The following is a 13,565-nucleotide window of genomic DNA, read 5'->3' as shown; positions in this document are numbered from 1 at the left end:
ATTCTGTCGCTCAGCGTAGTTACTCCCCGCCGCTGGGAACCGGATTCACCGGAATCACCGGAGGGCTTCCCGGCAGTGGCGAACCGCGTCGCCGCAACCGTCCTATTCTGCGAAGATGAGTGAGTTGCCGGGGGCACGGATCACCGCGGAACAGCGCGACCGCGCACTGCGGGAGCTCGCCGATCATCTGGGCTCCGGCCGCCTGACACTCACCGAATACGACGAGCGCGCGACCGCGGTGGCGGCCGCGTCCACCACCCCGGACCTGGCGGCCGTTTTCACCGATCTCCCGGTAGCGCTGCCCCCGCCCGCACCGCGGCAGGCCACCGATCCCGCGCTCGTATACGCGCTCACGGCCGGCGGTGCGGCCGCCCTCGCCCTCGTCCTCGCGCTCGTCTTCGGCGGCTGGCTGTGGCTCGTGCTGCTGGTAATCGCGCTGGTGGCGGCCCCGCCGGTCGCCTCGGTCGTGCGGCGGCGGGTGCCCCGGCGTCCCTGATCACCACCGGGTGTTCGGGCGGACGCTGTTCGCCAGGTCCACCAGGCGGTAACGGTGCAGCCGCCCGGGGGCACGGCGGGCCAGTGCGCGGAGCCGGGATTCGAGACCGCCGCGCAGACCGGGGACGGTCAGCGGGTAACCGAGCAGCGTGGTTTGGGCCGCCGCGGGACGCATCCGGGACCGCAGCCATTCCAGCCCGGCGCCGACCACCACGACCTGCATCTGCAGTGCCCGCGGCTCGTCGGCGATTTCCAGCCGGGACGCCGCCTCCAGCAGATCGGCCTCGGTGATCTCGCGATGCGGTCGCGACACCAGCAGGAGACTGCCGGTCATCCGCGCGGTCGCGTGGTGGCGTGACGTATCGGGCACCGCGTCCAGAACCTGGACGGCCGGCAGCGGTTCGCCGTCGGCCGCCAACCGGCGCGCCAGCCCGAAGGCGGAGCTGACCACACCGTGGTTGGTCTGCCAGACCAGCCGGTAGAAGTACTCGGCCGCCCGGTGCCAGCGATCGGAATCACCGGGCTCGTCCAGCGACTGCAGGACCAGTTCGGCGGTTCCGGCCAGCGCCAGCGCGGGGGCGATCTCGCCGGGGAGCATGGTGTGCACCTCATCGAAGTGCAGATAGGCGCGTTCGTAATACCCGTCCAGCAGCGCCGTCACGCCGGCGAACCATTCGATCCGCCAGTCGATGGCCGCGCGCGGGCGCAGCGCGTCCAGCAGCGCCAGCGCCGACTCCCGATCGCCCAGGTCGAGGTGTGCGCGGATGGCGGCCAGCGCTCCTTCGACCTCGAATGTCTCCGGGGCATCGATGGTGCCCGCGGCGATCCGCTCGGCGGTCTGTTTCAGCGAATCCAGGGTCTGGCGCGCGTCACCGTGCAGCAGCGGTGACAGCAACTCGACGCTGGGATCGTCGGCATCGATCAGCGGGACCGGCAGCGCCGCTACCACCGCGGCGGCATCCAGCCCGAGACTGCGATGTTCGCCGTCGACCATCCCGTCCGTCTGCCCGATCAGCGTGTCGATTCCGAAATCACCACGCAATGACCCGAATTCGACCGAGGCCTGGGGATGCTCGCGGCCCGTGTCGGCGGCCAGCACCATCCGCAGTACGCCGGCCATCTGGCAGTACATGGCATAGGTGGAGGGAAAGCGGCGGCTCGGATCCGGATGCGTCGCGCGCACCAGCAGCCGGTGCAGGCACGGGTAGCGCGCCAGGAGGGGGTATTCGTCGGGTGTGGGTGTCTCCGTGCGGTAGTTGCCCTGGGCATCCTTGCGCAGATCCAGGATCAGCGCGGCGAGTGTGCGTCCGGCCGCGTAGACGTCGGTAGCGACCGTCGGGCCCGTCTCGATGATCTCCGGCGCCTGATAACCGGGTGTGCCGTAGATGCTGCCGTAGGACTCCATCGCCGCCACGGCGCCGAGATCGATGAGTTTGACCTCGTCGTCGGTGACCATGATGTTGTCCGGCTTCAGGTCGTTGTAGGCCAGACCGAACGAGTGCAGGTAGTCGAGGGCGGGCAGTACTTCCATCATGTACGCGAGGGTCTCGGCCACCGGGATACCCTCCGGGCCGGCCAGATCCATCACTTTCTTCAACGAGCGACCGCCGACGTACTCCATGACGATGTAGCCGTCGGCCACCTCGCGATGGGAGCGATGCTTGACGAAGTTGTGGATCTTCACGACGCCGGGATGGGTGATCTCCGAGAGGAACTGGCGTTCGGCCAGCGCCACCACATGCGCCTCGAAATCCTGCGGGTTCTGCAGCCCCTTCAGGACCACCCAGCGGTCGCTGACATTGGTATCGACCGCCAGGTAGATCCAGCCGAGGCCGCCGTGCGCCAGACAACCCTTGACCACGTACTGTTCGGCCACCACTTCGCCCGCGGACAGCGCCGGCAAGAAGTTATAGGAAGAACCGCAGCTTCCGCACTCGCCCGCGACCGCTCCCGGCCCCTCCGGACCGGACCGGCCGGTGGGCGCCTGGCATTTCCAGCAGAAGCGTTTGTGCTCGGGAACCACCGGATCCTCGAGCACCGCGGTGGCCGGGTCGACCGGATCCACGCGCGGCAGCGCCACCAGGCTCGCGCCCAGCCGCCGCGCACTCGGCCGGGAGCGAGCGCTACGTCCGGACGGCGACTCGTCCTCGAACGCCGCGAACAGGTCGGCGTCGGCGAGTTCGTCTTCGTCATCGCCCAGCAGCAGTGCTTCCAGGTCCTCGTCGTCGTCCGGGCCGCCGAGGCTGTTGAGCCGGGCGATATCGTCACCGGTGAGCGCGGCCACGGCGCGGTCGAAATCGCTGAGACCCGCAGGTTCCGGGCTGTTGCCCGCCGGCGGCTCGGAAGGACTGCCGGTATCCGGGGGCGCGTCGACCGCCGGAGCCGGGCCCACGGTGACCGGCACGAAGATCCCGGCGGCGCTGGGCGGTGTTGCGGCGTCGGAGGCGCTGCGCGGGCCGGTCGCACCGGATTCGGCGAGCAACTCCTCGGCGGCCCGGGTCAGGTCCGATTCCGCCTCCGCGCCGCGATGGGCGCTTCCGGTACCGGTGGTGCGTAGCGTCGACCACGTATGCGCGGCCCGCCGCGGCATGGCGGCACCGCGGATCCGCCGCTTCGACCAGGGCGGCGGCAGCGGGCGCTCGGATGAGCTGGGATGCTCTGGCATACACGACCTCTCAGACCCACTGGTTGAACCGAGAGTCCATTGTGATCCTGCCGCACGAGGGCCGGAAGGGCAGCGTTCCCTTTCCTGGGAATGCAACATCCCCGGGGCCGGAGCCCCAGGGATGTCATGGATTCTCGGACTTACTGACTAGTTCCCGTCGTCCGGTTTGTCCAGGATGCGCACCGCGCCGGTCGGTTCCGCGTCCGCCGGGGCAGGCACACCGCGCTGCGTGACCAGTTCGGTTACTCGTTTACGAGCCAGGAACCAGCCCCCGACCAGCGCCGGGACCCCGACCACCAGCATGGCGATCACCGCGGCCCGCTGTTCGACCTCGCTGCTGAACAGCATCAGCACAACCACACCGACCAGGAATACGAGCGTGGCGTAGCTGGTGTACGGGGTGCCGGGCAGGCGGAACCTGGGCCGGGTCACCTTGCCGTCACGCGCCCATTTCCACAGCTGGAGCTGGCACAGCACGATGGCGGTCCAGGAGAAGATGGTGCCCAGCGCCGAAACGTTCAGCACGATCTCGAACGCCTGCTTGGGCACGAGCGCATTCAGGCCCACGCCCGCCAGGGCGATCACACCGGTCGCGAGAATGCCGACATAGGGGACACCGCTCTTCGACATGCGGCCCGCGACGGCGGGTGCGCTGCCGTTCATCGACATCGACCGCAGGATCCGGCCGGTCGAGTACAGGCCGGCGTTCAGGCTGGAGAACGCCGCAGTCAGGACCACCAGGTTCATGACCGAACCGGCACCGTCGATACCGATCTTCGAGAAGAAGGTGACGAACGGGCTCTCACCGTCTTTGAAGGCGGTGTAGGGCAGCAGCAGGCCGAGCAGGACCAGCGAACCGACGTAGAACAGTGCGATACGGGCGATCACCGAATTGATGGCGCGCGGCATGATCTTCTCGGGGTTCTCCGCCTCACCGGCCGCGGTGCCGATGAGCTCCACCGCGGCATAGGCGAACACGACGCCGGTCGTGACGACGATCAGCGGCAGGAATCCGGTGGGGAACAGACCCCCGTTGTCGGAGAGAATGCTGGGACCGGTGGCGTGACCTTCGATCTCGAAGCGGCCGGCCAGGAAGATCGTGCCGATGATCAGGAAGCTGACCAGTGCGACAACCTTGATCAGCGCGGCCCAGAACTCCAGTTCACCGAACCATTTCACCGAGATCATATTGATCGCGACGACGATCACCAGAGCGATCAGCGCGATCGTCCACTGGGGTATGACCTCGAAGGCTCCCCAGAAGTGGACGTAGGTCGCGATGGCGGTGATATCCACGATGCCGGTCATGCACCAGTGGAAGAAGTACATCCAGCCGACGCCGAAAGCCAGCTTCTCCCCGTAGAACTCCCGTGCGTAGGAGACGAACGAGCCCGAGGACGGGCGGTGCAGCACCAGTTCGCCCAGGGCGCGCAGAATGAAGAATACGAAGACGCCGCAGACGGCGTACACCAGGAACAGGCCCGGACCGGCATCGTGGAGCCGGCTCCCGGCGCCGAGGAACAGCCCGGTACCGATGGCGCCACCGATGGCGATCATCTGGAGCTGCCGGGGGCGCAGGGATTTGTGGTAACCCGCGTCTTCGGCGTGCAAACCGTCCGCCGGCGCCTCCTGTCCCCGAGGCTCTTGCACTGTTGTCATCGTCTTGCCTTTCGAGTGGCGCAGATCATGTCTGCGAGCAATGTACCGCTGTTTAGCGGCACGCTCAACAGGTAGCCGCTCGATGTCGTGAACCGGGAAACCGCCGCGTACCGGCGGCAGGAGGTTTAATCCCAGGTCAAATGCCCGATTGATCGAGCCGCTGAACGTCGATACGCTCTTCATGTCAACTGCTGAGGGAGCTTCCAGATGGCCTGGTTCGAACGCGAGTTCATCGCAGTCCCGGAGACCGGTAAGAACCAACTCGTGTACAAGTGGCCGGACGTCAATATCCGCCGCTACTCACGCGCGACGGTCAACGCCGACGAGATCGCGCTGTTCCTGAAATCGGGACAGGTCATCGGCGCGCTGGGACCGGGGCGTCATCGCATAGACGCCGACGAGCTCCCGGTCCTCGGCGCGCTCGTCGATACGCTCTCGGGCGGCAACTTCTACCGGGCGGAACTGTATTTCGTCTCCACCCGCGAATTCGCCGGCCTGAAGTTCGGCGGCCGGCTGGCCGATATCGCCGACCCTGTCAGCGAACAGGTGGTGACCCTGCGAGTATTCGGGGAGTACGCACTCGCGATCCGCGATCCGGCAGTCCTGCTGACCTCCCTGACCGGAACCACCGACCTCGCCGATCCCACGGCCGTGCACTCCTGGTGCGCCGACCTGCTGCTCAAATCCATGAAAGTCGCCGTCACCCGCGGTGTCGCGCAGGGGCGCTGGCCCGTCGTCGGGCTCTCCGGATCACTGCCCGATATCGAGGCCGCGGTGGTCGAGCACACGAACATCGCACTGTACGAGTACGGGCTGCGCATACCCCGATTGGGCAATTTCGATATCACTCTCGCACCCGAGGACACCGAGCGACTCAAGCGGCTGGCCAAGGATGTCACCTATATCCGGCTGGCCGGCGACTTCCGCCAATACGCGGCCGGTGAGCTAGCGCTGGGCGCCGGACAGGGGCTGGCCCAGCACGGGCACCACGAGGGGGTTCTCGGTGCCGCATTGGGAATCAACGCGCTGCAGCAGTATCCGGGTGGAGTCCCGGCCCGGAACCCAGACGTCGCCGCGCCGGCCGAACCTGCCCGGCAGGCGGCCCTCCCCGGCCCCGATCCGCAGGGCCCCGCCTGTGCGCGCTGCCGGACCGTCAATCCGGCCGGAGCCAGCTTCTGCATCAGCTGCGGTGCGGGCCTGGCCACCGCGGCGCCCCCGCACTGTCACGGATGCGGGGCGGAACTCGTCGCGACAGCACGGTTCTGCGGATCCTGTGGCGTTGCGGTCCACCTGCAGTAGAGTCCCGCCGACGCCAGGGGCCGGGTGATCCAGTGATCACCCGGCCCCGTCGCACCTGGGTCAGGTAGTGCCGATCACGGCGACAGCACCGGGGTCGGCGCTGCTCACCAGGCTGCGCACCTGCCGCGCCGCCACCGAGAGCGTGGCCAGGTCATAGCTTTCACCGGCGAATATCTCGGCGAGCGAGGCCCGGGCCCGGGCCAGCCGGGAACGGTTCGTCGACTCCCAGTAGGCGATCTGTTCCCCGATCCCGTCCCCGGGCTCGCCGGTCGCCGCGATATCCAGAGTCAGCAGACGCAGCGATTCGTAGAGATCGTCGCGCACCGCGAGCCGGGCCAGGGTGGGCCAGCGCTGTCCCTGCTCCACATCGCCGACCGCCGTGAGCAACCGGTCGATCTGGTAATGCGAACTCAGGGCGCAATAGAGCCCGGCCGTCCCCGGAAGTTCCCGGCCCGCGATATCGGCGATATCGAGAATATCGAGCAGCGGGAACTGATGGATGAGCCGCAGCACGTCGGTGGCCAGATCTCCGGGTGCGCCACGCGCCACCAATTCGGCGGACGCGCTCGCCAGTTGCGCCTCCAGATGGCCGGGAAGCCACTCCGGCATCCGTGCGGCGAGCTCGTGCACCCCGTCCCGGTACCGGGCGATATCGGCCCCGATGGCAATGGGCTGCGGGCGGTTGAGCAGCAGCCAGCGGGCCGCCCGGGCCAGTGTCCGCCCGGCCTCCAGTTCCAGTTCGTCGCGCACGGCCGTCGGCATCGCGGTGCCGCGGATCCGCGCCCAGACGGCCCGCAGGCCGAAGATCTCGACCGCGGCGGTAAAGGCGCGCAGGGCGTCCTCGGTGGTCGCCCCGACCTCCTCGGCCAGCTGGAAGGTGAAGGTGAGCCCGCCGTAATCGACCAGTTCGTTGACCAGCACCGTCGCGATGATCTCGCGCCGCAGCCGGTGACGGTCGATGGCCGCGGCGAAACGCCGGCGCAGCGGGGTGGGGAAATACTCCGAGAGGACCGTGGCGAACGCGGGGTTCTCGGGCAGATCACCGGCGAGGACATCGGTTTTCAGCGCCAGTTTCACATGCGCCATCAAGGTGGCCAGCTCGGGCGAGGTCAGACCGGACCCGGCGGCGATCCGCCGTTTGATCTCCGCGTCCGAGGGCAGCGCCTCGAGCTGCCGGTCGAGGCCGCGGTTGTTCTCCAGGTCGGTGAGCATCCGACGGTGGACCACCGTATGCGCCGCCGCGCCCGCACGGGACAGGCCCATCCGGAAGTTCTGCGAGACATTGTCGCGCAGGACCAGTGCCGATACCTCGTCGGTCATTTCGGCCAGCAGCGGATTGCGTTCCGCCGCTGCGAGTTCACCGCTGGACACCACGGTGTCGAGCAGGATCTTGATGTTCACCTCGTGGTCGGAGCAGTCCACGCCCGCCGAATTGTCCACCGCATCGGTGTTCATCCGGCCACCGAGCCGGCAGAACTCGATCCGGCCCAGCGAGGTGGCGCCGAGGTTGCCGCCCTCGCCGACCACCTTGACCCGCAGCTGCCCGGCGTCGACACGGACCGCGTCGTTGGACTTGTCACCGACGTCCGCGTGAGTTTCCTCGCCTGCCTTGATGTAGGTGCCGATCCCGCCGTTCCACAGCAGATCGACCGGTGCGGTGAGGATGGCCCGGATCATCTCGGGCGGCGACAACCGGGTCACCGAGGGCGCCAAGCCGAGGGCCTCCCGGATCTCCGGGGTGACTGCAATAACCTTGGCGCTCCGGTCGAATACGCCGCCACCCTTACTGATCAGCGCCGGATCATAATCGGCCCAGCTCGACCGGCTCAGCTCGAAGAGCCGCCGGCGCTCACGGAAGGACCGCGCGGCGTCCGGGTCGGGGTCGAGGAAGATATGCCGGTGATCGAACGCGGCGATCAGCCGGATGTGCTCGGAGAGCAGCATGCCGTTGCCGAAGACGTCTCCGCTCATATCCCCCACGCCGACCACCGTGAAGTCCTGCGTCTGGGTGTCGATATCCATCTCGGCGAAATGCCGTTTGACGCTCTCCCACGCACCTTTCGCGGTGATCCCCATGGCTTTGTGGTCGTAGCCGACCGAACCGCCCGAGGCGAACGCGTCGCCCAGCCAGAATCCGTGGCTCGCCGCCACCTCGTTGGCGATATCGGAGAAGGTGGCGGTGCCTTTGTCCGCGGCGACGACCAGGTACGGATCGTCGGAGTCCCGGCGCACCACGTTGTCAGGGGGAAGTATCGCGGCGGTCGCGCGGTCGAGATTGTCGGTGATATCGAGCAGTCCGGCGATGAACATGCGGTAGCAGGCCACGCCCTCGGCCTGGCGCAGGCGCCGGTCCTCGGCGGGGTCACCCGTACTGCCGGGGGTGCGCTTCACGACGAAACCGCCCTTGGCGCCGACCGGTACGATCACCGCGTTCTTCACCGCCTGCGCCTTGACCAGCCCGAGGATCTCGGTCCGGAAATCCTCCAGGCGATCCGACCACCGCAGGCCGCCACGGGCCACCGCACCGAATCGCAGGTGCACGCCCTCCATCCGAGGGGAGTACACGAAGATCTCGTAGCGCGGCCGGGGCTGGGGCAGGATCTCGAGCTGCTGCGCATCGAATTTCATCGACAGATAGGGCAGCGGCTGCCCGTGCTCGTCGCGACGGAAGTAGTTGGTGCGCAGGGTCGCCGAAATCAGCGCCAGCACCGCCCGCAGCACCCGGTCGGCGTCCAATCCGGTCACCGCATCGATATCGGCCTCGAGCCGCTGCGTGGTCGCCACCGCTCGCGCGGCCGCGTCCGTGGAACCCGCCGGGTCGAAGCAGGCCTCGAACAGTTCGGTGAAGCCCCGGGCGGTACCCGGATTCGCCAGGAGTACCCGGGTGATACCGGCGGTGCCGTAACCGAACCTGGCCTGTCGCAGGTACCTCGCGTAGGCCCGCAACATCACGACCTGACGCCAGTGCAGACCGGCCCGCAGCACCAGCTCGTTGAGTGCGTCGACCTCCGCCGCGCCGAACCACATCGCTTCCACGGCATCCTGGAATCGCTGCGCGAGCCCCTCCGCAGGCAGGTCCCCCTCGGCGAACGAATCGTCCGGATCCGCCGGCTGTTCCGTCGCGCGCACATCGCGCAGCAGGTCGGCGGGCACGCGGACGGCGAAATCGTAGATCCACCGCCGGCGGCCGTCGCCCAGGGTGAGCGCATAGGGCCGCTCCTCGACCACCTCCACCCCGAGACTGTGCAGTACCGGCAGCACCCGGCTGAGCGAAACGCCCGCACCGGCCACATAGAGCACGAATCGCCAGGAGCCGTCCGGGGCGACGGCGTTGCGGTACAGCACCGTGGCGATGGCGCCGTCCTCGAGTTGTTCGAGCCGGCGCAGATCGGCCAGTGCCAGTTCCGGTTCGAACTCCTGCTGATAGCTCGGGGGAAATGCGGCCGCATACTCCCGGATCGTCGTCCGGGAGATATCCGCCGCACCACCGGCCGCGGATTCCAGGCGATCCGCCCAGCTGCGGGTGGTCGCGAAGAGCAGGTCCTGGATCCGCTGGCGGTTCTCCTCGGAGACATCCGCCGGCGCCGCGCCCGGGCCGCGGTGCACCGTGATGTACACAACGGCCAGTTCGGATTCGGTGACCCGGGCCGAGTAGCCGATCCGCCGCCCCTGGAACTCACTGCGCAGAATATCCTGCATGCGCAGCCGAGCCTGGCTCGAATACCTGTCGTTGGGCATATAGACCAGGCAGTACACGGCGCCGCTGCGGGTGTCCTCGCGCAGGAAGAGCCGTATCTGACGACGCAGCCCCAGATTCGCGACCGCGGATACGGTATCGAACAGCCGGCCGAAATCGGCGGTGAACAATTCCGCGCGGGGGAAGCTCTGCATCACCTCGAGCATGCTCTGGCCGGAGAACGAATTGAGATCGAAGCCGGCCGATTCGATGACCCGGCGTACCCGGCGCGAGATCACCGGGATATCCAGGATGTCCTCGTGGAGCGCGGTGACCGTGAGCGTGCCCACGAAAATGTGCTCGCGGGCGGGTAGGAGCGGGACCCCGCCGCCCGCCGGTTCGCCGGCCTGCTCGAGGACACTCACGAAATAGAGCTGCGACGATCCGGGGACCGCCGAATCCGCCGAACTGGTGGTGACCCGCAGGCGATCGGGAACGGTGTCCGGTATCCGGATATCGGCCGGCGATCCGTCGCGCAGCACACCGAGCCCGGCATCCCGGACGAGATGTGCCGCCACCGCCGAATCCAGGGCTTCCGGCGCGGGATACACCTGCCGCCCGGTGTAACCGAGCAGGCTGAAGTGCCCGTCGGCGAGCCAGCGCAGCAGATCGGCATAGTCCGCGATTTCGCTGTCATCGGCCTGGTCGCCGGTGGCGTCGAGACGTTCGGCCACACCGACCAATGAGTCGATCATGGCCGGTGTGTCCTCGTCGACCGCCCGCAGTCCGTCGAGCAGCTGCGGTATCTCCCGCTCGATCCGGTCGAGCAGGTCATCGGTGATCGGCGCGGCGAGTTCGATATGGATCCAGGATTCCGGGGTCGCGGCTATCGGCGCGTCGGCCGTGCTGTCCGGCCGGCCCTCGCCGTCGCGCGGCGCGATATCCCGCAGCAGTCCCCGGCTGTCGCGCACCACGTCGAAAACGGGGTGGACGACCCCGGTGATCGAGGCCCCGAGCTGGTTCAGCCGCGACGTGACGGATTCGACCAGTAGCGGCATATCGTCGTTGACGATCTGCAGCGCCACCGCGAGCCCGCTCGGGTCCCCGGCCCGATAGAGCCTGCTCACCACCCGCCCCGACGGCCGTTGCGCCGCGAGTTCGAAATGGTGTGCGAGGATGCGTTCGGCCCGGTCGGCGATCGCCCAGGCGGCCGTCTCCGTTCTACTCCAGCGGAAGTAGGCCGATTCGAGTTCGCTCGGATCACCCCGGAACCGCTTCTGCGAAATCGTCTGCTGCAGTGTCGTCACCGTGAAACCTACGCCTTCCCTCACCGACCGGTCGCCAATCAAACCGGAGTTTAATGTACCGTTGTCCAACGGTACATTATTGGTGAGCTAAATCCTAGGGATAGCTATCCGATACCGCCGAGGCAGCGGGGAAAGTCAGCCGCCCAGCAACCCCGAACGGGACAGAAAGGTTTGTGCCGCAGCATTGTTCGTGAACGAACCGGTATCGATGCGCAAACCCGATCCGGTATCCGCGTACAGCACCGCCGAGGACGCACTGATCGACACGAACACCGTGCTGTCGGACACCACACTGCCGCCGGCCGCCCGCCATTGCCGCACGATTCCGGCGAGCTCCCCGGGCGGCACGGTCTGCACACGCAGCGGTAGATCTCTCCCGCCGGTTATCCCGCCGGAGAGCAGTGGATCGGCCGCCGAGACCACACACCGCTCGACACCCGACGCGGATTCGGGCGGCTCGCAGGACGCCGTCGCCAGCGTGCCGGGCAGTGTAGGGGCGGGCGCGCCGGGCAACCCCGGGTTCGCGAATCCGCCCGGCATCCCCGGGAGGGAACAGGAACGGATCATCAACACAACGAGCAGAATCAGCGCGATCACCAAGACCCCGCCGGCCGTTCGCCACTGCCACGCCGGATGATGTTTGCGCACGAGTTTTTCCGCCTCGGGCACAATCTTTTCCGCTTCGGGCACCAACCGCGACCGGATGGCACCCACCAGGGAACCGGCCACCGCGGCCGGATCCGGAACGTGACCGCGCGCCTGATCGTGACCCGGCGTGGCCGCAGCCGGCGGCGGAGACGCGGCCGCCGCCCTGTCCGGCGCCGGCGCCCCGCAGTGCGCGCACACCGCGCCGTCCACCGGACTACCGCAGTATCGACAGTTCAGCCCGGCCACCGCCGATACCTCCTATTGCCCGGTGATGACGATCGACGAGATCGCCACCGTATTGGCGGACGATTCCCCACCGGACTTCAAAACGGTGAGAACGATCTCGCTCGCGGTCACCGGTGGCTCGATCTTGGTCACCACCAGCGAACGCTGATCCAGCGTCTCCTGGGTGTAGGTCGTCTTGTCGTCGTCGAATTCGTAGGACACCCGGCTCACGGTCCGGAACTTCGACCACTGATCGGTACCGTCACTGCCGACGTGGTCCCAGCCCGGCACGATCCCGATCGAATCCACCTTGAATTCCTTGCCGAGATCGATACGCAGGATCTGGCCGTCCACCTTGTATGCGCGGACACACGACCACGCCTTGTCCGGCTCGCCCGAAAAGGCATCCATCCCTTCGGTACTACCCGGCGGACACTGCGCTTGGGCGTCCTCCACCTGGAGGGTCCCGCCGGTCTCGGCCACATCGGTGGGTGGCGGCGCCGCGGCGGTGGGTGCCGGGGTGACGGCGAGCGGCCGCGTCTGCTCGTCGTTCTCCCCACCGGTGAACACGAGCAGTACCACGATCAGCAGGGCCACCACCGCGGCCACCGCCAGCGCCACCCGGGGTTTCCGGAGCTGGGTGGTGACCTCTTGCACCATCTGTTGCGGCGATGACTTCTCGTTCTCCGCCGGGCCGGCCTCCGCTGCGGACTGCTCCGTGGTCTCCTGCCGGTCCTGGGCCTCGCGGTTGATCCGGTCCGCGGCGGCCTGCGCGTAATCGGGTCCGAAATCATTTCCGGCTGTGGCAGTCTGTCCGCTCAGCAGCGCATTGATCCGCTCGCTGGCCGACGGGCCGGCCGACGATCGGCGCGGCATCGAAACTTCCACCGGCTCGGCCCCCAGGGCGGCGGACAGATCGTCGTCCCGGCCGAGCCTGTCCTGCGGGCCCGATTCCGGTCCGGCGAACAGAGAACCGTCGAGCGGGGGCGTCGATACACCGGCGGGCGCGGAGACCGCGGAAATACCGTCGGCCGGATCCGCGTCGATCTCGTCGGCCGGATCGATATCCAGATAGCCGAAATACGGATCGGAGAGCAGCGCGTCGAGAATCGCACCGCGATGGCGGAGAAATACATCTCCCGGATCCGCGTCGGGCATAGCCGGATATTAGCGGCTTTCCCCCCGCCCCTTCGGTTCGCTATTCCCGCGTCGGAGAACACCCGGCTGGACGCCGCGGTCACAACCGGCTATCGAACGAAATACTCCGGTGGCACATCGAATACCCGCGCCAGCGCGATGATCAGATCCAGTCGCGGAATCGCGTCACCGTGGATCAGCCGATACAGGCCCGACTGGGATACCGGAACATCCGGGTACGCCAGCTCCAGGTGCTGGGCCAGGGAGTACAGGGTCAGCGAACGGGTCGACCCGTCGTCGGTGGAAACCACCGATTCGGCGATCAACTCCGACAATCGACTGGAAAAGATCGCCGCCGCCGCCCGGCGGGGAGTCAATTCGTCTCCATTACCCAGGTGCTCGACAGCGTCGACCCCCGACTGAGAATCCTCCGGCGTCACAATGAACGACATTA

8 protein-coding genes are annotated in these 13,565 nt (G+C 67.6%); 2 read left to right on the top strand and 6 right to left on the bottom strand.

The genetic code is table 11. From position 1 onward, the window contains the following. The first annotated feature begins 115 nt into the window (after positions 1-115). On the top strand, positions 116-496 hold the full coding sequence (locus ACIA75_RS08685; RefSeq protein WP_397101560.1) for a DUF1707 domain-containing protein: 381 nt from the start codon (positions 116-118) through the stop codon (positions 494-496). On the opposite strand, the gene ACIA75_RS08680 is transcribed toward ACIA75_RS08685, so the two are convergent. Then, positions 497-3,160 carry a tetratricopeptide repeat protein gene (locus ACIA75_RS08680; protein ID WP_397101558.1) on the bottom strand — a complete coding sequence of 888 codons (2,664 nt, stop codon included), beginning with the start codon at positions 3,158-3,160 and terminating at the stop codon, positions 497-499. Between the two features lie 147 nt (positions 3,161-3,307). Continuing rightward, positions 3,308-4,819 (bottom strand): amino acid permease, encoded by a 1,512-nt coding sequence (locus ACIA75_RS08675; RefSeq protein ID WP_397101556.1) that lies wholly within the window; start codon positions 4,817-4,819, stop codon positions 3,308-3,310. A gap of 207 nt (positions 4,820-5,026) precedes the next feature. Between ACIA75_RS08675 and ACIA75_RS08670 the strand changes: the two genes are divergently transcribed. Beyond that, complete coding sequence (locus tag ACIA75_RS08670; RefSeq protein ID WP_397101554.1) at positions 5,027-6,118, top strand: SPFH domain-containing protein; 1,092 nt, start codon at positions 5,027-5,029, stop codon at positions 6,116-6,118. Between the two features lie 60 nt (positions 6,119-6,178). On the opposite strand, the gene ACIA75_RS08665 is transcribed toward ACIA75_RS08670, so the two are convergent. The 4 genes from ACIA75_RS08665 to ACIA75_RS08650 form a co-directional block, all read right to left on the bottom strand. Further along, positions 6,179-11,101 (bottom strand): NAD-glutamate dehydrogenase, encoded by a 4,923-nt coding sequence (locus ACIA75_RS08665; RefSeq protein WP_397101552.1) that lies wholly within the window; start codon positions 11,099-11,101, stop codon positions 6,179-6,181. Between the two features lie 135 nt (positions 11,102-11,236). Beyond that, positions 11,237-11,995 (bottom strand): hypothetical protein, encoded by a 759-nt coding sequence (locus ACIA75_RS08660; RefSeq protein WP_397101550.1) that lies wholly within the window; start codon positions 11,993-11,995, stop codon positions 11,237-11,239. A gap of 12 nt (positions 11,996-12,007) precedes the next feature. Further along, complete coding sequence (locus tag ACIA75_RS08655) at positions 12,008-13,132, bottom strand: discoidin domain-containing protein (RefSeq protein ID WP_397101548.1); 1,125 nt, start codon at positions 13,130-13,132, stop codon at positions 12,008-12,010. A gap of 89 nt (positions 13,133-13,221) precedes the next feature. Further along, entirely contained in the window at positions 13,222-13,563 is a 342-nt protein-coding gene (locus ACIA75_RS08650; protein ID WP_397101546.1) for a helix-turn-helix domain-containing protein, read from the bottom strand. Positions 13,564-13,565 lie beyond the last annotated feature (2 nt).

This window comes from Nocardia sp. NPDC051750, from assembly GCF_044453135.1.
Taxonomy (GTDB): domain Bacteria; phylum Actinomycetota; class Actinomycetes; order Mycobacteriales; family Mycobacteriaceae; genus Nocardia.
Note: the sequence above shows the minus strand (reverse complement) of the source record. Positions and strands in the feature narration are given on the sequence as shown.